Below are 19,965 nucleotides of genomic sequence, written 5' to 3'. Positions count from 1 at the left end.
AAGTGGCCTGGGCGGCACTTGATCGCACCACTTCCGTGGGCACTCACATTCGTCGACGTCCGGTCAGAGCGCGGCCCAGCGTCAGTTCGTCGGCAAATTCGAGGTCTCCGCCCATGGGCAGGCCGGAGGCGAGGCGGGTAATGGCCAAGCCGGGGAAGTCTCGCATCATGCGCACCAGGTACGTGGCCGTTGCTTCGCCCTCGGTGTTGGGGTCGGTGGCGATGATGACCTCGGTGACGTCCACTCCGTCGTCCTGAGTTCCCACGCGGGTCAACAACTCTCGGATGCGGAGCTGATCCGGCCCCACTCCGTTCAGTGGGTCGAGCGCTCCGCCGAGTACGTGGTAGCGGCCCTTGAACTCTCGTGTACGTTCCACGGCCTGCACATCTTTGGGCTCTTCGACGACGCAGATCATCGATCTGTCTCGACGCGAATCGGCACAGATCCGGCACAGTTCCTTGTCCGAGACCGTGCCGCAGACGATGCAGAACTGAACGCCGTCGCGAATACGCTGCAACGCGCGCATGAGCCGATCCACCTCGGGAGGCTCGACGCCGAGGAGATGAAAAGCTATGCGCTGAGCGCTCTTCGGACCGACCCCGGGAAACTTGCCGAGTTCGTCGATCAGATCCTGAACCGGACCTTCGTACACCGCCTAGAACCCGGGCAGGCCGGGCATGCCACCGAGACCACCAGCGAGGGGGCCCATCTTCTCGCTCGCGACGGCCTGAGCCGCGCGAGACGCATCGGCGATAGCGCCGATCACGAGATCCTGGAGGGTCTCGATGTCTTCGGGGTCGACGACCTTGGGGTCGATGGTCAGACCGACCACCTCACCGGTCCCTTTGACGGTGGCGACGACGAGTCCACCGCCCGCCTGGCCGGTCACTTCGGTCTCCGCGATCTCCGCCTGCGCCGCCATCAGCTGCTGCTGCATCTGCTGGGCCTGCTGCAGGATCGATGCCATGTCGGGCTGCTCACCGGGTTGCACTGTGCCGTCCTCTCGCGTGGGTTCGAAGCGCACACCAGCGTAGCCGCACCTTGGATCGCTGTGATTCACTGCGCGTCGAATCGACGTACCGACCTGAGTGTCCACAATTTCGCGGCAGACACGGGATCGCGCCTGCGGTGACGAATAGTGGACACTCAGCGCAGTGCCTTCCGGCGATGTCGCACGAAGTGGTTGCCGACGGCCACGATATGAGTCGGCTCGGTCGCACCGGCCGCCCGAGCCGCCGCAAGCGCGACGGTTTCTGCGCACGGGCCACCGGTGAAGTGATAAAGATTCACCCCGGCAAAAGTGCGGCCGTCCGCCACTCTCACCGCGGCACCCATCGTGTGGATGCCGTCCTCACCAGGGCTTGTATCCGTCGTCGAATCGATTGTTTGCCTGGCCAGTTCGACCAGCGTCCGATCCCCGTCGGTCACGGGTAGCGCGGAAGTGAAGGACACGACGCGATTCTAGAGCCCCGCGTCCGAACATTCGTCAGTACTGAGCGCACGTAGTCTTACGGAATGGATCAGCCGGCGACCTCCCCGGAACGCGGCTCTCCTCGCAAGCGTCGGGTGACTGCCGAGACCATGGCCGAGGCGGGCATCGCGCTGACTCTGCCCAGGGTGACGGTGAAGTCGGTGGCCCAGAGCCTGGGTGTTTCGATCGTCGCGATCTACAACAACATCGAGGATCTGTGCGCGCTCAAGGCCCTGGTGGCGGAGGAAATTCTGCGCCGGTGGTCGCCGCCGCTTCCCGGTGACGACGAATCGATGCACGACGCTCTGCTGACACTCGCCTCCGCGATGCGCGAGCTGGTTCACTGCAACCCGGGCATCGCGGAGTATCTGATCGGCCTGACTCCCAGTTCCATCGACGCGCTTCGGATGGCCGATGTGGTGCAGACGCGCTATCGACTGCGCTACGACCTCACTCCGAAGCAGGCGACGTGGGCCGTCATCACCGTCGTCGAGCACGCTCTGGCCTTGGCGGAGATCGTCTACAACGATGCCCGACGCGATCGTGAGTACGACGACGCGATTGCCGCGCGCACCGACCTCGACACCCTGCCCGGGGCCTACGACACGGTCGACCGCGGACCCGATGGGATGTTTGTGTGGTCGATGCGCACCGTGGTGGTCGGGACCCTGGCGCTCATCCAGGCCCCCGACTTCGAGCAGACTTAGATCAACTCGCGACGCAGGTTCTCCAGCGTTGCGGCCTGGATCTTCTTCAGTCCGAGCGGTGCGAACGTCTTCTCGAAGAATCCGCCGATGCCGCCCGCGCCCTTCCATTCAGTCGTTGTGGTGACCGCGGTGCCGCCGCCGTCCGGGGCTACCGACCAGGTGGTGACCATGGAGGAGTTGGCGTCCCGTTCGGTGATGGTCGATCCGGCGACGGAGACCGTCGCGGCGACGTTGCGTACTCGCTTCTCGGTGGCCTGCAGTGTCCACTTCGCCACCGTTCCGTCTCCCTGACCGCCCTGGACCACCTCGTAGTCGCGGTACTGCTGGGGCAGGATGCGGGGGCGCACCGTCTCGTAGTCGGCGAGAGCGGCAAGCACCCGATCCGGTGTGGTTGCGATGGTGACGGAACTGGATGCACTGACCTGAGCCACGGAAACGTTCTCCTTCGATAGCGAGCGGGATGTGCATCCATCCTGCCTCGCCGAGCGGTCACGCCCGGCATCGCGCCGAACGTCATGTGGCATGCATCACAAAAAAATCGCACACCGGGAAAACACATGCATGCTGCAACCATTTTGTCTGAATTATGGCGATTCCCGGCCCTGTTTCGGCAACAGTTGCGTGAAGTTTCACCGGTCGGACGCCCACGCCGGTGGATACCGAGCAGTACGAGATATAGCGTCTGTACGTGGCTTCAGTGAATGCTCTTCTCGGACGACGGCCAGAACCGAGGGAGAGCGGTTACGCAGCGCACCGATCGGGTGTCGAGCAGTTGCTTCGCAGCTATCGAGCGATCCCCGCCGATGCGATGGTGCGTCTGGCGAAGAAGACGTCCAACCTGTTCAGGGCCAGGACGACATCGAACACCCCGGGACTCGACGTGTCCGGCTTGAGCAAGGTCATCACGGTCGATCCCGCCGCAGGCACCGCCGACGTCGCGGGCATGTGCACCTACGAGGACCTCGTCGACGCGACGCTTCCCTACGGTCTCGCTCCCCTCGTCGTCCCGCAGCTCAAGACGATCACCCTCGGCGGAGCCGTCACCGGCCTCGGCATCGAGTCGACGTCGTTTCGCAGTGGGCTCCCGCACGAGTCGGTACTCGAGATCGACGTCCTCACCGGCAGCGGCGAGATCGTCACCGCAACGCCGGAGGGCGAACATGCCGACCTCTACTGGGGCTTCCCCAATTCCTACGGCACCCTCGGCTACTCGACCCGACTGAAGATCCAGCTCGAGCCCGTACTGCCGTATGTCGCGTTGCGCCACCTACGATTTCACGATCTCGAGACCCTTCAGTCCACGATGGACACCATCGTCACCCAACGCGAGTACGACGGCATCGAGGTCCATTACCTCGACGGCGTGGTCTTCAGCGCCGACGAAAGTTACCTCACGCTCGGCGTTCAGACCGACGAACCCGGCCCGGTCAGCGATTACACCGGTGCAGACATCTTCTACCGCTCGATCCAGCACGATTCGGACACACCGAAAACCGATCGGCTGACCATTCACGACTATCTGTGGCGCTGGGACACCGACTGGTTCTGGTGCTCTCGCGCATTCGGGACCCAGAACCCGACAATTCGACGCTTCTGGCCGCGCAAGTATCGACGCAGCAGCTTCTACTGGAAGCTGATCGGCCTCGACCGTAAGTACGACATCGCCGATCGACTCGAGAAGCGCAAGGGAAATCCGCCGCGCGAACGCGTCGTGCAGGATGTGGAAGTTCCGATCGAACACACCGCAGGCTTCGTGGCGTGGTTCCTCGGCAATATTCCCATCGAGCCGTTGTGGTTGTGCCCGTTGCGACTTCGCGAGCCGGCGGCCCCCGGTGCCAATCCGGCCCGACCGTGGCCGCTGTACCCACTCGAGCCCAAACGCACGTACGTCAACATCGGCTTCTGGTCCTCGGTACCCATCGTCGCCGACGAACCCGAGGGTGCAGCGAACCGCGCGATCGAGAAGAAGGTCACCGACTTCAACGGCCATAAATCGCTGTACTCGGACGCTTACTACACCGAGGATGAATTCGCCGTGCTGTACGGCGGCGAGAGATACCTCGAGCTGAAAAAGAAATATGATCCCGAAACCCGATTGTTGGATTTGTACTCGAAGGCGGTGCAACGCAAATGACGACGTTCAAGGACTCCGGTAATCGAACGGCGAACGGCAACCAGAAGCTCAAGATCTCCGAGATTCTGGAGCTGATCTCCGACGGCAACATCCCACTGCGTTTCACCGCGTACGACGGCAGTACCGCCGGACCCGAGGACGCGAAGATCGGCCTCAACCTCAAGAGTCCGCGCGGAACCACCTATCTCGCAACCGCTCCCGGCGATCTGGGCATGGCGCGGGCGTACGTCTCGGGCGACCTGGAGGCCACCGGCGTCCATCCCGGCGATCCGTACGACTTGCTCGCACTGATGGGTGACGAGCTCCACTTCCGTCGTCCCTCGGCCATGACACTGGCCTCGATCACCCGCTCCCTCGGCTGGGATGTGTTGCGGCCCATCGCTCCTCCACCCCAGGAGGCGATTCCGCGGTGGCGTCGTATCGCCGAAGGCTTGCGCCACTCCAAGACCCGGGACGCGGAAGCGATCCATCACCACTACGACGTGTCCAACGCGTTCTACGAGATGGTGCTCGGCCCGTCGATGACGTACACGTGCGCCGCGTTCGAGTCCGCCGACAGCACACTGGAAGCGGCGCAGGAGAACAAGTATCGGCTGGTGTTCGACAAACTCGGCCTGAAGCCGGGCGATCGTCTGCTCGACATCGGCTGTGGCTGGGGTTCGATGGTGCGCTACGCGGCCCGCCGCGGCGTGAAGGTGATCGGCGTGACGCTCTCCCAGGAGCAGGCGTCGTGGGCCCAGAAGGCCATTGCCGAGGAGGGCCTGTCCGAGCTCGCCGAGGTGCGCTTCTCCGACTACCGCGACGTAGCCGAGACCAACTTCGATGCCATCTCGTCGATCGGGCTGACCGAGCACATCGGTGTGCACAACTACCCGTCGTACTTCTCGTTCATCCAGTCCAAGCTGCGCGACGGCGGCCGGCTGCTCAACCACTCGATCACCCGTCCGGACAATCGCGCACATGCCAAGGCCGGAAGCTTCATCGACCGGTACGTCTTCCCAGACGGGGAGCTCACCGGCTCCGGACGCATCATCACCGAGATCCAGGACGTCGGCCTCGAAGTCCGCCACGAGGAGAACCTGCGCGAGCACTACGCACTGACCCTCGCCGGATGGTGCCGGAACCTCGTCGACAACTGGGACGCATGCGTCGCCGAAGCCGGCGAAGGAACAGCCCGCGTGTGGGGTCTGTACATGGCCGGATCCCGTTTGGGATTCGAGCGCAATGTGGTTCAACTACACCAGGTTCTGGCCGTCAAGCTCGGGCCGAAGGGTCAGGCGAACGTGCCGCTGCGGCCTTGGTGGAACGGCTGACGCAGGTGAGCGGGATAGGAGTGGAGCCTGCGGAACGACCAGGAGACACTTCGTAGCAGGGGTCGAAGTTGCGCTCACATGGGAGCGTCAGCGACCTGTCGCCCGCAGGATCACGCGAGCGGTTTCGACGGGCTGATCCCAATGCGGGAAGTGTCCGCACTTGTCGAACCAGTGCAGGGTGGCGTCGGGGAATCGCTCCAGCGCCACCTTGGCCTGGCTGGGAGTCGTCACCTTGTCCTGACGACCCCAGCCGATGAGCAACGACCCCTGCAACGACCCCTTCGGTGCACCGAGCTGCTTCGGCCCGTGGATCAAGGCCTTGCGTGCGGCGTCGAGTGACGGCGAAGTCTTGGCCGAGAAGCCCTTCAGCTCCCGTTCGACCAATCCACTCGGCAGCTTCCACGGCGCAGCCGAGAACTGCGCCAACGCAGCCGTTCTCGTCACTGGGTTACCGGCCAGGAACGGCACCAGCGGCTGAACGTTCTTCATCAGCGCCAAGGACGCGGTGATCGTGGCTCCGAAGATCTTCACCTGACGGTCGTTCCAGAACCCGCCGGGATCGAGTGCCACCATCGACCCTCGGTGACCACGGCGGCCGAGCTCGACGACCATGCGTGCGCCCATCGAGCTGCCGACGAGATCGGCGTCGGACAGGCCCTCGTCGTCGAGGTACGTGCGCAGCGCATCGGTGAGCGACGCGATCGAGACCTCGGGCAGCGGCGGAGTCTGCCCGAATCCGGGCAAATCCAGGGCGATGACCTCTCGGTGCGCAGCGAGTGCGGGAACGATCGGATCCCAATTGCGGTGCGAGGATCCGAGCCCGTGCACGAGAACAAGCGGCTTACCGCGTCCGGTTCTGACGTTGTACATACCCCGCCATGTACCCCGAGCCCGTCGAACTACACCTTCGGGCTGTAGTGCGACGGGTCGGAGCGACGCGTGAGAGGCGGCAGATTACGAGCCGGCGTGTGCACCAGCGGTGATGTCGCCGGAATTCGGCCGAGAGCGCGATCCCACCCGGCCCGGCCACGCGGATGCAGCCGACGACGCGGCGGCACCAGCCCGAACGCCAGGTTCACCGCCCTACCGAACAGCACGAACCGCTGCTCGTCCCGCGCAGACCAGCGGTAGCCGAGGAGTTCGCGCACCGGCTCGTCGTAGAGCCCGACGGTGATCCACACGAACAACGCGGCCACCGGACGCCGCAGTACCGCCCAGACCCGATCCGGCAGCCAGGCTGCGTACGGCGGTGGTCCCAGCTTCGACAGGTCCAACACCCCGCGGGCTGCCATGTTGTCTTCCAACACGGTGCTGCACATGTGCCTCCAGTACTGCTGAAACTCGGGCCAGGTCGCGGGGACCGGACGCATGCTCATGCCGTAGAGGCGATACCACTGCACGTGCTCGTCGAACAGTTGCACTTTCTGTTCCTCGGTCAGACCGCCCATGAAGTGATCTGCCGTGAGCACCGTGCCCATGAAGAAGGTGGCGTGCGCCCAGTAGAACGTGTCGGGATCGAGGGCGTGGTACTTGCGGCCCTTGGCGTCGATTCCCTTGATGTTCGTGTGGTAGCCACGCACTTCGAGCGCGGTCTGCTCGGCGCGATCTCCGTCGAACACCACCCCGCCGATGGGATACAGCGACCGGTAGAGACGCTGCCAGCGCTCGTCGAAGAACGTCGAGTGCTGCTCCACCCCGGCTCCGAGGCCGGGGTGCATGTTCTGCATCGACCCTGCCCAGACGCCCTGCAGCATCCCCCGCCAGTCGCCGAAGTACTTCCAGGTGAGCGAATCGGGACCGAGCGGGACCGGACGATCACTCTGACTACGCATGTTGTCAGACTAGAGTTGACAACATGCGTAGTCAACAGTTGGAGGAGCGTAGATCCAAGCGGTACGACGCATTGCTCGCCGCAGGGGTCGAGCTTCTCGGCTCTCCGGACGGTCCGGCGGTCAACGTGCGCGCCGTCTGCCGAACCGCCGGGCTGACCGAGCGGTACTTCTACGAGAGCTTCACCGACCGGGACACCTTCGTCCGCGCGGTGTACGCGTGGGTCGGTTCGCGAGCGCAGACCGCTTTGCTCGATGCCGTCACCGCGGCGGACACCCCCGAGGACACCATCGCCGCGCCGGTCCGAGCGTTCGTCGAACTCATCATCGACGAACCGCGAACCGGACGGGTGCTGCTCATCGCGCCGTTGGCGGAACCGGCGCTGAGCCGACGCGGTCTGGATCTGCTCCCCGGTTTCGTCGAGTTGGTGCAGTCACAACTTCCCGACACCGAAGACCGACAGCTGATCGCCGTCGGAACCGTCGGGGCACTGACCGCCCTGTTCATCGGCTACCTCGACGGCACCGTGACCGTCACCCGCGAAGCCCTCGTGGCGCACTGCATTCGGCTGATTTCCGACGCCTCCGTGCGAGGATGACACCACCTCTAACCGAAGGAGTTTTCATGTCCGATCTCGATCAGTCGTTCGCCGATGCGCAGGTAGACGTCAAGAAGCTCACGTCCAAGCCGAGCAACGACGATCTGCTGAGCCTGTACTCGCTCTACAAGCAGGGTTCGATCGGTGATGCCTCGGGTAAGCGGCCCGGGCGACTGGACATGGTGAACCGCGCGAAGTTCGATGCCTGGGCGAAGCTCGAAGGTACGAGCCAGGATTCGGCGAAGCAGCAGTACGTGGATCTGGTGACCAAGCTCCTCGCCGGCTGAGCCTACGGCTATGGTCGAGTGCGGGGGTAACGCAACGAAGGGACCCGCATGAGACGCACCGACAGCGACGTCGACGAGGCCGAGCTCGACATCGAGAAGCCGAAGACCCACGCGGCGGGCCCCGTCGCCGTCGCGGTGTCGATGAAGCGAGCACTGGGGCACATGGGCCCGAAGCGCACTGCGCAGACGCTGCTCAAGCTCAACCAGGCCGAGGGTTTCGACTGCATGAGCTGCGCGTGGCCCGATCCCGATCCGGGCCACCGGCACGCGGCGGAATTCTGCGAGAACGGTGCGAAGGCCGTTGCGGAGGAAGCAACGACGACGCGGGCGACCCCGGAGTTCTTCGCGCAGCACAGCATTGCCGAGCTGGACGCCCACACCGAGCACTGGCTCGGCCAGCAGGGCCGGATCACGCACCCGATGATCAAGCTGCCCGGCGGCAGCCATTACGAGCCCATCGAATGGGACGACGCTTTCCGTCTGATCGGTGACGAGCTGAAGAGCCTGGCCAGTCCGGACGAGGCCATCTTCTACACCTCGGGTCGCGCGTCCAACGAGTCCGCGTTCACCTACCAGTTGTTCGCGCGGTCGTTCGGCACCAACAACATGCCCGACTGCTCCAACATGTGTCACGAGTCGACGTCCATCGCTCTGCAGGAATCCATCGGCATCGGCAAGGCCAGCGTCACGCTCGACGACGTTCACACTGCCGAACTGATCATCCTGGCCGGCCAGAATCCCGGCACCAATCACCCCCGTATGCTCTCGGCGCTCGAGATGGCGAAGCAGAACGGCGCAAAGATTCTGTCCATCAACCCTCTTCGCGAAGCGGGTCTGCTGAATTTCAAGAACCCACAGACCCCGCGCGGCATGGTGGGACCGGGAACGGACCTGTCGGATCTGCACCTGCCGATCAAGCTCAACGGCGATCTCGCTCTGTTCCAGGCCATCGGCTCGCTGCTGGTGAAATGGGACGCACTCGATCACGAGTTCCTCGACAGCTACACCATCGGCTTCGACGCGTGGAAGGCACACGTCGCCGAGGTCGACTGGGATCTCGTCACCGAGGTCACCGGATTGTCGGTAGCGCAGATCACCGAGGCCGCCGAGATGCTGCGCGACTCCAAAGCCACCGTCTTCTGCTGGGCCATGGGCCTGACGCAGCACCGCAACGCCGTCGCGACCATCAAGGAAGTCACCAATCTCGCGTTCGCGCAAGGCAACATCGGGAAGGCAGGTGCCGGGTTGTTGCCGGTGCGCGGCCACTCGAACGTGCAGGGCGACCGAACGATGGGCATCTGGGAGCGCCCACCGGTGGCCTTCCTCGACGCGATGGCTGCAGAATTCGACTTCGAGCCACCGCGTGAGAACGGCTTGGACACCGTCGATTCCATCCGTGCCATGCGCGACGGCAAGGCACATTTCTTCCTCGGACTCGGCGGCAACTTCGTCCAGGCGACGCCGGACAGTGACGTGACGTTCCAGGCGCTGCGCAAGATGCGGATGACGGTGCAGATCTCCACCAAGATCAACCGATCCCATCTCGTCTGCGGTGAGACCGCCTTGATTCTGCCGACCTTGGGGCGCACCGAGAAGGACGTGCAAGCCAGTGGTGAGCAGTGGATTTCGGTTGAGGATTCGACGTGCTCGGTGCACTCGTCGCGTGGTCCACTGAAGCCGGCCAGCCCCTACCTGCGCTCGGAGGTCGCGATCGTCAGCGGTATCGCCGAGGCGACGCTCGGCACCCGATACGGTCTCGACTGGCAGGGTTTCCGCGACGACTACCGCAACATTCGCAAGCACATCTCTCGTGTCGTCGCCGGTTGCGAGGGCTACGAGGTCAATGTTCGACGTCCCGGCGGCTTCGTGCTTCCGCACCCGCCGCGCGACAGTCGGACGTTCGAAACCAAGAGCGGCCGAGGCGAGTTCGCCGTCTCACCGATCGACGTGTTGCACGTTCCGCCGGGCCATCTGATACTTCAGACGCTGCGCAGCCACGATCAGTTCAACACCACGATCTACGGCCTCAGCGATCGGTACCGCGGCATCGAGAACGGCCGACGCGTCATCTTCGTGCACCGGGAGGACATCTCGTCTCTCGGTTTCCGCAACGGCGACATGGTCGACCTCGTCACCAAGTGGGACGACGACGACGTGGAACGATGTGCGCCGTCGTTCCGCATCGTCGAGTACGACACCCCCCGCGGGTCGGCCGCTGCGTACTACCCCGAGACCAATCCGCTGATTCCATTGGATTCGACTGCGCTGCAGAGTAATTGCCCTACATCGAAGTCGGTCATCATCTCGATGGTCCCGGCGGGAACGGGTGTGCAGGGAACCGCGAGCGGCCATCAGGACAACGAGGGATCGGACGAGGGTCACAAGTCGCACCCGCAGCCGCATCACCTGAGCTGAGGCTCGAACTAGACCAGTGTCCGCCCCGAGCGCATCCGACGCTGGACATCGTGCAGCAGGATGTTGAACGGCAGTGCTCGCACGACAGGCGGCAACACCCGGTTGAGCAGAGACGCGCTGCGCACCAGTAGCGCAAACCGTCTCTGCTTGACCGGGTCCCAGGGCAATTCCATCTCGTCCCGGAATCGCTGGGGGAGGAATCCCGTGGTCACGAAGCGAAAGAACGGCCCGATCAGCGGATGCAGTACCGAGGGTCTGGCGAACGTGGCCGAGGCGATGCCGTACAGGTAGCGCCTGATGGTCGGGTCGATGTGAATGTCGTCCAACGCTGCTTCCCAGTACTTCTCGAACGCCGCTCGATCTGCGGGCCACATCTCGGGTGGCATCTGCAGTGTCGAGCCGAGTACGTGGCACGCCTGATACATCTCATCCGCAATGGCCGGACCGGGTGGCCCGTACATGGCAACGTACACATCCTCGAAACCGCGGTAGAGGCACGCCGCCACCCACAGCTGCAGGTTGGGATCGAAGGCGTTGTACTTCACCGGACTGTCGGCCGTCGACCGCACGGCTGCATGAGATCTGTTGGTCGCCTTTCGGTATGCGGCCTTGATCTCGTCGTCCCCCATGCCCGCGACGGCGAGGTAGGACAACGTGGTTCGGGTGCGCTTGATCGGGTGCCGATTGATCTGTCCGGATTCCACGCGGCTCTCGAACACCCCGTACCCGACAGCGGGATGCCCGAGTTGCATGATGACGTTCGCCGACCCGGCGAGCAGGCCGAACCCCGTCATGGACTTGCGCAGAAAGTCGGTGTCGACAGTCATGATGCAATCGATCCCTTCACTGGCGGCAATCTGAGTACATCCGTGTTCAGATCAAGCTAGGCGTGGATGTCAGGGGATGTCAAGATGTATCCATGCCCGATTCACCCCGCACCTACGGCGGCGTCGACGGTTCGGCGCGAGTCGCCGAGCGCCGGCGCATCCTCATCGAGACCGGCCTCGATCTTCTCGGAACAGCGAAGCCCGACTTGACCGTTCGCGGGGTATGCCGCCAGGCCGGCATCGTCAGCCGCTACTTCTACGAGAGCTTCGCAGACCGGGACGCGTTGATAAAGGCGGTGTACGACCACGTCGTCGACGATGTCGCAGCCATCGCGCTCGACGCGGTCGCCGCAGCACCGAAGGACGACCGCGAACGGGTACACGCCGGGATCCGTGCGATCGTGCGCGCTGTCGCGGAAGACCCGCGCCGTGGGTTCCTCCTCTTCTCGACCACGACGGTCGGCGACATCCTGGTGGCCAAACGGGCCGAGTCGACGAAGATGTTCGCCCATCTGCTGGCCACTCAGGCCACCGAGTTCTACGGCACGACACGAGACCACAATCTCGATCTGACAACACATTTCGTCGTCGGGGGCTTCGCTCAGGTCCTCACCGCGTGGCTCGGCGGAGAACTGGAACTGAGCGAGGACGCCGTTGTCGACCGGTGCACCGAACTGTTGTTGGCCACCTCACCGGTGAAACCACCTCACCCGTGAAGCCCGTGAACCAAGGTCGCACCGACGAGGAACTGCGTGCACATCAGGTCTGCGACACCGTCTGCGTCCCGTCGACGAAATGCCTCGATCAGTTCCTCGTGGCTGCTGAGCGCATGCTCGCACCACTGCCGGTTCGACGCGTACAGCCGGGACGGCGTGTATCTGACGGCACCCAACAGAAACCATGCCAGCTTGGTCCCACCGGCGACTTTGTTGATGTACCTGTGGAATTCGAACTCACAGGATTCGATCCCGTCGAGGTCGCGTCGGAATACCGCATCACGTAACCGATCGTTCAGCGCGCGCACCGCGTCGATCTGTTCGTCGGTGATGAGGTGAGCCGCGCGGCGAGCCAGTGTGCCCGCAATCGTGCCCTGCAACCAGAAGATGTCGTCGATGTCCTGCTGCGTCAGTTCGCTGACGCGGTAGCCGCGCCGCGGTACCAGCTCCACCAGTCCTTCAGCGCGGAGAGACACCAACGCTTCACGCACCGGTGTCGCACTCACACCCAGCTCGGTAGCCGTTTCGTCGATTCGTACGAAGGCACCCGGCTCGAGCGCACCCGTGACGATCTGCTGGCGGATACTTGCGGCGACATCCTCCGAGAGCTGCGGGCGACGACGCAACACGATGACCTAGAGTCCGTACGTCTTGCCGATGATGTCACGCTGAATCTCGTTGGTACCGCCGTAGATCGAAGAGACCAGAGTCGTTCGGACGTGCTTTTCCATATCGAACTCGGTGGCGTAGCCGTAGCCGCCCATCATCTGCATGCCCTCGAGGGCCACCTTCTTTGCGGTCTCGGTGAGCTTGAGCTTGGCCATCGAGGCCTCGCGGGGAAACAGCTTCGTCGGGTTCTCGTCGACAAACCGAGCCACGTGGTAGACCAGCAGCCGTCCGCACTCGATCTCGGTGGCCAGATCGGCAATTCGATGTCGCAGTGCTTGGAACGTCCCTACGGGCCTGCCGAATTGCTGTCGCTGGGTGATGAAGTCGAGTGTGTCGTCGAACGCTCGTTGCGCAGTACCGAGCATCATCGCCGCGAGAATGAGGCGCTCGATGTTCAGACCGGTCATCAGCTGAGACCAGCCTTGCCCTTCCACCCCGACCACCGCGTCCTCGGGAAGCACGCAGTCGGTGAAGTACAGGTCGTTGACTTCCTTTCCGCCCATCGTGTCGATGCCGACGATGTTCAGGCCCTCGATATCGGCCGGGACGTCGAACATCGTCAGACCCTCGTGCTTGCCACCTTCTCTGCCCGTACGTGCGACGAGCAGGATCCGATCGGCGAAATGCGCATTCGAGCACCAGGTCTTCTGGCCGTTGATCAGCCAACCGGAGTCGGTCTTCTCGGCACGGCAGGTCAGATTTCCCACATCCGAGCCGGCCTCGGGCTCGGACATCGAGATCGAATAGCTACGCCCGGCGACGATGCCGCCGAGCACAGTGTCCTTCTGCGCGGGCGTGCCGAACTTCTCGTACGCCGCGCCGGTGATCAAGGTGGGCCCGATACCGCCGATGGGAGCCATGGCCTTGGCAGATTCTTCGAGCAGGATGCACAGTTCGACGGTGCTGCCGCCCGCTCCGCCGTGTTCCTCGGAGATGATCGCGCCGAGCCATCCCAGCTCGGCCATTTTGTCGTACAGCACCTGATTGTGGCTGTGTTGCCCGTGTTCGGTGAGGGCATCCCGCTGGGACCTGGTGCCCGCCTCTTTGGCACAGAAGGACGCGACTGCCTTCGCGAACGATGTTTGCTCTGGGGTGAAGTCGATACTCATGGATCCACTCCTGCACTTGCTTCTGCACGGCCGGGCAACGGGGGTTGTAGCAACCGGACACGACGCATAGTGTGTCCTGGACAACATTGAATCACATCAAATATATGTGATGCGATCCGCTGGAGGATAGAGCCCATGACGGACCAGATCGAACGAACTACCGAGAGCACCTTCGAAAGCCTCGACCCCAGAACAGGTGTCGCGCTCGCTACGTATCCGATCGCGGGCACCTCCGACGTCGACGCTGCCGTCGAACGCGCCCGGTCGGCCGCCAGATGGTGGGACATACAAGGCTTCGTCGGGCGCAAGCGGTGGTTGCTCGAATTCAAATCTGCCATTGCGCGTGACGCCGCGAGCCTCGCCGCCGTCATCGCCGCCGAAACCGGCAAGCCGGACGAGGACTCCCTGCTCGAGGTGATGTTGGGCGTCGAACATCTCGATTGGTCGGCCCGCAATGCCGAGAAGATTCTTCGGCAGCGCAAGGTCGGATCGGGTCTGCTCGCCGTCAATCAGAAGGCCTACGTCGGATACCGCCCGTTCGGCGTCGTCGGAGTCATCGGGCCGTGGAACTATCCGCTGTACACCCCGATGGGGTCGATCGCCTACGCACTCGCGGCCGGCAACACAGTCGTGTTCAAACCCAGCGAACTCACTCCGGGCGTCGGGGTGTGGCTCGCCGAGAAGTGGGCGTCGCTCGCCGCACCGCACCCCGTCTTCCAGACCGTGACCGGCGACGGTTCCACCGGCACGGCCTTGGTCGAATCCGGCGTGGACAAGATCGCGTTCACCGGCTCCACCGCCACAGCCAAGAAGGTCATGGCCACGTGCGCGAAATCGCTGATGCCACTGGTCGCCGAGTGCGGCGGCAAGGACGCGATGCTCGTCGACGCGGACGCAGATATCTCTGCCGCAGTGGAATTCGCGACGTTCGGGGCGATGGGCAATGCCGGCCAGACCTGCGCGGGTGTCGAACGTATCTACGTCGCGGAGCCGGTGTACGACAGGTTCGTCTCCGAGTTCACCACCGCCGTACGGGCACTGAAGCCCGGAGGAACCAAGACCTCGTCCTACGGCCCCATGACGCTGGGCAAGCAGAGCGACATCGTGCGCGGCCAGATCGAGGACGCCTTGGCCAAGGGCGGCAAAGCTGTTGTCGGCGGTCTCGATTCACTGCACGGGCCGTACGTCGACCCGGTTGTTCTCACCGACGTGCCCGAGGACTCGACTGCGATCACCGAAGAGACGTTCGGCCCCACGGTCGTGGTCAACAAGGTGCGCGATCTGGACGAGGGCATCGAGCGAGCCAACGCCTCCAAGTACGGACTCGGCGCATCGGTGTTCACCAAGGACGGAGCAGTGGGTCGACGCGCCGCCGAGAAGCTCGATTGCGGTGTGGTGACAGTCAATTCGGTCCTCGGATTCGCCGGCGTTCCGGCGCTGCCGTTCGGCGGTACAGGCGACTCGGGATTCGGCCGAATCCACGGGGCCGACGGCCTTCGTGAGTTCAGCACCGTCAAGTCGATGACGGTGCAGAGCTTTGCAGCTCCGGTGAACCTGCTGACGATGAAGCGCAAGGCACGAAACATGAAGCTCTCGGTTCTGGCACTGAAGCTTCGGCACGGACGGGGCTGAGCATGGACATCACGCCGAAGAAGGGGCGCTTCGGCTGGCTGCGGCGCATCGAGGAACTCGACCCGGTGCGGGATTGCCATACGATCCACCGCATCACCGCCGGCTACGAGTTCCCATGGGATTACCAGCGCGCGCTCGAGTTCGCGTTGTTCCGCACGTACTGCGTGCCGACCATCTCGGCGCTGCTCGCCCGCACGGGCGAATTCGAGAACCGCCCGCAGAAGCGCTACGACGACACCTCTCTGCTGATGGCCGAACTGCTCGAGCACGGGTACGACTCCGAGCGGGGGCGTGAATCGCTTCGGATGGTCAACCGGATGCACGGGCAGTTCGACATCTCGAACGACGACATGCTCTACGTGTTGACGACGTTCATCTACGAGCCGATCGAGTGGATCGACACCTACGGCTGGCGTCGCCTGCACCCCAAGGAACGGCTCGCCACGTTCCACTTCTACTGCGAGGTGGGAAAACGGATGGGTATCAAGCACATTCCGGAGTCGTACACCGAGTTCGCGCAGTTCAAGCTCGACTACGAGGAGCGAACATTCCGCTTCACCGAGGACAATCGGCGGATCGGCACATACACGCTCGATCTGTACTGCTCCTGGTACCCCGCTGCTCTGACCCCCACCGTGAAGCAGGCAGTGTTCGCACTGTTGGACGACAGGATGGCCGGTGCCTTCGGCTTCCCCGCAGGCTCGGCGACGGTCGAGCGGATGGCCGTGCGGGCTCTTCGCGCCAGGGCCCGCGTCGAGCGGTTCCTACCCAAGCGGACACAATCGCGGGCCACCGCCGACGCGTCGAACAAGACCTACCCCGGCTATCCCGTCGGCTATCAGCCGAGCGATCTGGGCACCCTCGCCTCACCGCGAATTCGCAGTTGTGGTGCAAAAACACCGGAAGTCTCGGTGTAACTGCGAACTCGACGAGTCAGAGTCCGTCCACCCACCTGCCGAACGCATCGCGAAACTCCGACGAGAGCGGCAGCGGCGCGAGAGCGATGTTCGGATCCGCGGGCAGCGGCCCGAGCTCGCCCAACATGTGCGAGCTGTTGGCGAAGTGCGCGAAGTCGAGGTCGGTGTGCCCCAGGGCCACTCGCACGTTCTCGACCTGTCCGCAGGAGACGTTGAGGTCCTTGTCCGAGCAGGTCAGGAACGAGGAGTACGTATCCGGCAGTGCGGCAGCCAGATTCGCGGGGTCCGTGGCATCGGCTTCGCGCAGGAAGGTGGCGCTCTGCCGCAGTCCCAGACCGTCGACGATCGGGTCGGGCTCGGCGGACAACGCCCGTCCCGCGCGGATATCGGCGACGGCCTGGGCAAAGCGATCCCGGGACGTAGCCGCCTGCTCCTCGGTGAACTGGCCCGTTGCCACGGCTTCGCCGATATTGCGATCGACCTGCGCGGTCAGCAGGTCGAGGTATCGGATCGACAATGGCTCGAGCAGGCCGACATGGGCGAACGCCGCACTGTCGGCATCGGCCAGACGCAGTGCCGTGAGCGCGCCCTCGCTGTGCCCGATCACCGTCGTGCGATCCGCCCCGACACCGGTCCGCTGTTGCAGGAATGCCAGTGCGTCCGCAGCATTGTCGACCTGCGCGTCGAAGTCGGGAGGGTTGTTCGGATCCGCACCGGCCAGTCCGGTACGACCGCTACCGAGCTTGTCGAATCGCAGGCTCGCAATGCCGCGCCTGGACAGCTCGTCGGCAACGTACGCGGTCGTGTTCAGGTGCAGATCACCGGAGTTTCCGTTGCGATCGGTCGGCCCACTGCCCGGCAGCACCAAAGCGACACCGCGGGTTTCGCCGACGGGCATACGAAGGCTTCCGTACAGGGTGATGCCGCCGGACTCGAAGCTCACTTCGGAGTCGAGCGCATCGTCCGGCGACCACGGAACATTGATCGGAGCAGCGGCAGCGGTACCCGCGCCGACGAGAAGGAGCATCGACGCGGCCAGTGCGGCCAGCAGTTTTCCTGTACGCAGCATGCAGCCAGAGTAACAATCCGACCGCCCGTTCGGGTACTGCTCGCTACCGATGCGCGACCGACGAACACTGTAAGCTGCATCACATTTCACCGTTATCGACAGGCCCAGAGGAGCAGTCCATGAGCGAACGGTCCGGCGTTGCCGAGTACATCGAGCAACCCCATCTCGCACGCCGGAACAATTGGAACAATCAGGTTCGACGACACGCCCTGATGCAGCCTGCGGCCGTGGCGCTTCGGTTCCAAGGGCGATCGATCAGCTGGCGCGAACTCGACGACAGAGTGTCGCGGTTCGCCGGCGCACTCGCCGGTCTCGGCGTCGGATTCGGTGATCGCGTGCTGATTCTCATGCTCAATCGACCGGAGTATCTCGAGGCGGTGCTGGCGATCAACGCACTCGGCGCACTGGCCGTGCCGGTGAATTTCCGTATGACTGCACCGGAGGTGGCGTTCCTCGCGCAGAACAGCGGGTCCACCGTAGTGATCACCGACGAGACCCTTGCACCTCTGGCCGAAGCAGTGGTCGCACAGAATGATTCACTGAACGCCGCCGTCACCGTCGGGGAGTCGTACGAGACCATGCTCTCGGGCAGCGAGCCTGCGCACATCGTCGACGTCCCCGACGACGCTCCGGCACTGATCATGTACACCTCGGGTACCACCGGCAGGCCGAAGGGTGCGGTGCTGACCCACGCCAACATGCAGGCACAGGCGCTCACCTGCATTCGGGCACTGCAGATGAACGCCACCGACGAGGTCGGCTTCTGCGCGTCGCCGATGTTCCATATCGCCGCACTGGGCAGCCTCGCCCCCAGTCTGCTGCTCGGCATTCCGACCGTCGTCCACCCGGTGGGCGCTTTCGATCCGGGAACGCTGCTGGACGTCCTTGCGGCCGAAGGGGTCACCAACCTGTTCCTCGTCCCGGTGCAATGGCAGGCCATGTGCGCCGAGCAGGCGCGTAGTCCCAGAACGCTTGCGCTGCGGGTTGTTTCCTGGGGCGCCGCACCGGCGTCCGACACAGTCCTGCGAGCGATGTCGGAGACCTTTCCCGATGCGCTGAACGTGGCGGTGTTCGGACAGACCGAGATGTCGCCCATCACCTGCGTGCTCGACGGAGTCGACGCCCTGCGCAAGATCGGCTCGGTCGGCCACGTGATCCCGACCGTGTCGGCGCGCATCGTCGACGACGAGATGAACGACGTGGCTCCAGGCGAGATCGGCGAAATCGTCTATCGGGGACCGACAACGATGCGTGAATACTGGGAGAACCCGGACGCGACGGCCGATGCCTTTCACGGCGGATGGTTTCATTCCGGCGACCTCGTGCGTCAGGACGAGGAGGGCTTCGTGTTCGTCGTCGACCGCAAGAAAGACATGATCATCTCCGGCGGCGAGAACATCTACTGCGCCGAGGTCGAGAACGTCCTGTTCGCTCACCCCAGGATCCGCGAAGCCGCGGTGATCGGCCGGCCCGACGAGCGTTGGGGCGAGGTACCCGTTGCGGTGGTCGCTCTGCACGATTCCGAGGGTGCGCCCGATCTCGTGCTCGACGAATTGATCGTGTGGCTCGGCGACCATCTGGCGCGGTTCAAACACCCCAAGGAATTGGTCGTCGTCGACGCGCTCCCACGCAACGCGAGCGGCAAGGTTCTCAAGGTCGCCCTCAGGAAGTCTTACGCTCCGGCAACAGTCTGACGACCCCCATACGATGCGTCGAACACCCGCCGTTGCGGGGTCCCGACGGGCCGATGTGCTGGTCGGGGCACACCACGAATCGGATAGGACGTAGCCTGGCTGGGAAGGTTCGGTGGTTCGACCGTGAATGACACCCGTGTTGTTCGGTTAGATTGGAAGAGCCACCAGGCACGATGCAAGAGGGTCGAGACCTGTCAACGAGCGACGGGTCACCACAATCGAGGAGAACAGGCCATGGCTTTACCAGTACTGACACCGGAACAGCGCACCGCGGCGCTGGCCAAGGCGGCCGAGGCACGCACTGCGCGGTCGAAGCTGCTCGCATCCGTCAAGTCCGGCGAACTCAGCGTCGCTGACGTTCTCGCCAAGGCGGAGAACGACGAGATCGTCAAGAAGACCAAGGTGTCCGCCCTGATCAAGGCCCTGCCGGGTGTTGGATCCGTGCGCGCCGCACAGCTGCTCGAGCAGCTGTCCATCGCCGATACCCGCCGTATCGGTGGCCTCGGTGCCAACCAGCGCGAAGCACTGCTGGCTGCCGTCGCATCCTGATTCGCAACTTGCGATAACGCGCTACCCG

The 19,965-nt window shown here is 63.9% G+C and carries 21 protein-coding genes; 11 read left to right on the top strand and 10 right to left on the bottom strand.

Annotation, left to right across the window (positions count from 1 at the left end; genetic code table 11):
- Nucleotides 1-43: 43 nt before the first annotated feature.
- The 3 genes from recR to CH294_RS12425 form a co-directional block, all read right to left on the bottom strand.
- On the bottom strand, nucleotides 44-652 hold the full coding sequence (recR, locus tag CH294_RS12435; RefSeq protein WP_032379989.1) for a recombination mediator RecR: 609 nt from the start codon (nucleotides 650-652) through the stop codon (nucleotides 44-46).
- A gap of 3 nt (nucleotides 653-655) precedes the next feature.
- A complete protein-coding gene (locus CH294_RS12430) occupies nucleotides 656-967 on the bottom strand; it encodes a YbaB/EbfC family nucleoid-associated protein (protein ID WP_217901741.1) in 312 nt (103 codons plus the stop codon).
- Between the two features lie 179 nt (nucleotides 968-1,146).
- Nucleotides 1,147-1,452: a hypothetical protein gene (locus CH294_RS12425; protein ID WP_212709793.1), complete on the bottom strand. Its 306-nt coding sequence runs from the start codon at nucleotides 1,450-1,452 to the stop codon at nucleotides 1,147-1,149.
- A 63-nt stretch (nucleotides 1,453-1,515) separates the two neighbouring features.
- Between CH294_RS12425 and CH294_RS12420 the strand changes: the two genes are divergently transcribed.
- A complete protein-coding gene (locus tag CH294_RS12420) occupies nucleotides 1,516-2,178 on the top strand; it encodes a hypothetical protein (protein WP_094738118.1) in 663 nt (220 codons plus the stop codon).
- Here the strand turns inward: CH294_RS12420 and CH294_RS12415 are convergent.
- Nucleotides 2,175-2,609: an SRPBCC family protein gene (locus CH294_RS12415; protein ID WP_032379987.1), complete on the bottom strand. Its 435-nt coding sequence runs from the start codon at nucleotides 2,607-2,609 to the stop codon at nucleotides 2,175-2,177. The genes CH294_RS12420 and CH294_RS12415 overlap by 4 nt on opposite strands.
- 257 nt (nucleotides 2,610-2,866) lie before the next feature.
- Here CH294_RS12415 and CH294_RS12410 point away from each other — a divergent pair, with 257 nt between their 5' ends.
- Both CH294_RS12410 and CH294_RS12405 read left to right on the top strand, forming a co-directional pair.
- Nucleotides 2,867-4,312 (top strand): FAD-binding oxidoreductase, encoded by a 1,446-nt coding sequence (locus CH294_RS12410; RefSeq protein WP_094738117.1) that lies wholly within the window; start codon nucleotides 2,867-2,869, stop codon nucleotides 4,310-4,312.
- Complete coding sequence (locus tag CH294_RS12405) at nucleotides 4,309-5,625, top strand: class I SAM-dependent methyltransferase (RefSeq protein WP_037150025.1); 1,317 nt, start codon at nucleotides 4,309-4,311, stop codon at nucleotides 5,623-5,625. The genes CH294_RS12410 and CH294_RS12405 overlap by 4 nt, the downstream gene beginning before the upstream one ends.
- An 87-nt stretch (nucleotides 5,626-5,712) precedes the next feature.
- On the opposite strand, the gene CH294_RS12400 is transcribed toward CH294_RS12405, so the two are convergent.
- Together CH294_RS12400 and CH294_RS12395 are read right to left on the bottom strand one after the other, a co-directional pair.
- Nucleotides 5,713-6,495 carry an alpha/beta fold hydrolase gene (locus tag CH294_RS12400; RefSeq protein ID WP_094738116.1) on the bottom strand — a complete coding sequence of 261 codons (783 nt, stop codon included), beginning with the start codon at nucleotides 6,493-6,495 and terminating at the stop codon, nucleotides 5,713-5,715.
- Nucleotides 6,496-6,524: 29 nt separating this feature from the next.
- Entirely contained in the window at nucleotides 6,525-7,457 is a 933-nt protein-coding gene (locus CH294_RS12395) for an oxygenase MpaB family protein (RefSeq protein ID WP_094703776.1), read from the bottom strand.
- Between the two features lie 23 nt (nucleotides 7,458-7,480).
- Here CH294_RS12395 and CH294_RS12390 point away from each other — a divergent pair, with 23 nt between their 5' ends.
- The 3 genes from CH294_RS12390 to CH294_RS12380 are packed head-to-tail and all read left to right on the top strand — an operon-like array spanning nucleotide 7,481 to nucleotide 10,755.
- Nucleotides 7,481-8,053 (top strand): TetR/AcrR family transcriptional regulator, encoded by a 573-nt coding sequence (locus CH294_RS12390; protein ID WP_037150034.1) that lies wholly within the window; start codon nucleotides 7,481-7,483, stop codon nucleotides 8,051-8,053.
- A gap of 26 nt (nucleotides 8,054-8,079) precedes the next feature.
- On the top strand, nucleotides 8,080-8,340 hold the full coding sequence (locus tag CH294_RS12385; RefSeq protein WP_032379982.1) for an acyl-CoA-binding protein: 261 nt from the start codon (nucleotides 8,080-8,082) through the stop codon (nucleotides 8,338-8,340).
- A 48-nt stretch (nucleotides 8,341-8,388) separates the two neighbouring features.
- Nucleotides 8,389-10,755: an FdhF/YdeP family oxidoreductase gene (locus CH294_RS12380; protein WP_094738115.1), complete on the top strand. Its 2,367-nt coding sequence runs from the start codon at nucleotides 8,389-8,391 to the stop codon at nucleotides 10,753-10,755.
- A gap of 8 nt (nucleotides 10,756-10,763) precedes the next feature.
- Here the strand turns inward: CH294_RS12380 and CH294_RS12375 are convergent, their stop codons facing one another.
- Nucleotides 10,764-11,582 (bottom strand): oxygenase MpaB family protein, encoded by an 819-nt coding sequence (locus CH294_RS12375; RefSeq protein ID WP_094738114.1) that lies wholly within the window; start codon nucleotides 11,580-11,582, stop codon nucleotides 10,764-10,766.
- A 92-nt stretch (nucleotides 11,583-11,674) separates the two neighbouring features.
- On the opposite strand from CH294_RS12375, the gene CH294_RS12370 reads away from it, so the two are divergent.
- A complete protein-coding gene (locus CH294_RS12370; protein WP_094738113.1) occupies nucleotides 11,675-12,298 on the top strand; it encodes a TetR/AcrR family transcriptional regulator in 624 nt (207 codons plus the stop codon).
- Here CH294_RS12370 and CH294_RS12365 read toward each other — a convergent pair.
- Nucleotides 12,289-12,927 carry a GntR family transcriptional regulator gene (locus CH294_RS12365; RefSeq protein ID WP_249305252.1) on the bottom strand — a complete coding sequence of 213 codons (639 nt, stop codon included), beginning with the start codon at nucleotides 12,925-12,927 and terminating at the stop codon, nucleotides 12,289-12,291. The genes CH294_RS12370 and CH294_RS12365 overlap by 10 nt on opposite strands.
- Nucleotides 12,928-12,933: 6 nt before the next feature.
- Nucleotides 12,934-14,076, bottom strand: a complete 1,143-nt coding sequence (locus CH294_RS12360; protein WP_094738111.1) for an acyl-CoA dehydrogenase family protein — start codon at nucleotides 14,074-14,076, stop codon at nucleotides 12,934-12,936.
- 135 nt (nucleotides 14,077-14,211) lie between these two features.
- Between CH294_RS12360 and CH294_RS12355 the strand changes: the two genes are divergently transcribed.
- Nucleotides 14,212-15,708 carry an aldehyde dehydrogenase family protein gene (locus CH294_RS12355; protein ID WP_094738110.1) on the top strand — a complete coding sequence of 499 codons (1,497 nt, stop codon included), beginning with the start codon at nucleotides 14,212-14,214 and terminating at the stop codon, nucleotides 15,706-15,708.
- Between the two features lie 2 nt (nucleotides 15,709-15,710).
- Nucleotides 15,711-16,625, top strand: a complete 915-nt coding sequence (locus CH294_RS12350; RefSeq protein WP_094738109.1) for an oxygenase MpaB family protein — start codon at nucleotides 15,711-15,713, stop codon at nucleotides 16,623-16,625.
- Nucleotides 16,626-16,641: 16 nt separating this feature from the next.
- On the opposite strand, the gene CH294_RS12345 is transcribed toward CH294_RS12350, so the two are convergent.
- On the bottom strand, nucleotides 16,642-17,694 hold the full coding sequence (locus CH294_RS12345; RefSeq protein ID WP_094738108.1) for an alpha/beta fold hydrolase: 1,053 nt from the start codon (nucleotides 17,692-17,694) through the stop codon (nucleotides 16,642-16,644).
- A 119-nt stretch (nucleotides 17,695-17,813) separates the two neighbouring features.
- Between CH294_RS12345 and fadD5 the strand changes: the two genes are divergently transcribed.
- Together fadD5 and mihF are read left to right on the top strand one after the other, a co-directional pair.
- Nucleotides 17,814-19,388 (top strand): fatty-acid--CoA ligase FadD5, encoded by a 1,575-nt coding sequence (gene fadD5 / locus CH294_RS12340; RefSeq protein ID WP_170944702.1) that lies wholly within the window; start codon nucleotides 17,814-17,816, stop codon nucleotides 19,386-19,388.
- A gap of 234 nt (nucleotides 19,389-19,622) precedes the next feature.
- A complete protein-coding gene (gene mihF / locus CH294_RS12335) occupies nucleotides 19,623-19,937 on the top strand; it encodes an integration host factor, actinobacterial type (RefSeq protein WP_008712632.1) in 315 nt (104 codons plus the stop codon).
- Nucleotides 19,938-19,965 lie beyond the last annotated feature (28 nt).

The sequence above is a fragment of the Rhodococcus sp. 14-2483-1-1 genome (assembly GCF_002259335.1).
GTDB lineage: Bacteria > Actinomycetota > Actinomycetes > Mycobacteriales > Mycobacteriaceae > Rhodococcoides.
Note: the sequence above shows the minus strand (reverse complement) of the source record. Positions and strands in the feature narration are given on the sequence as shown.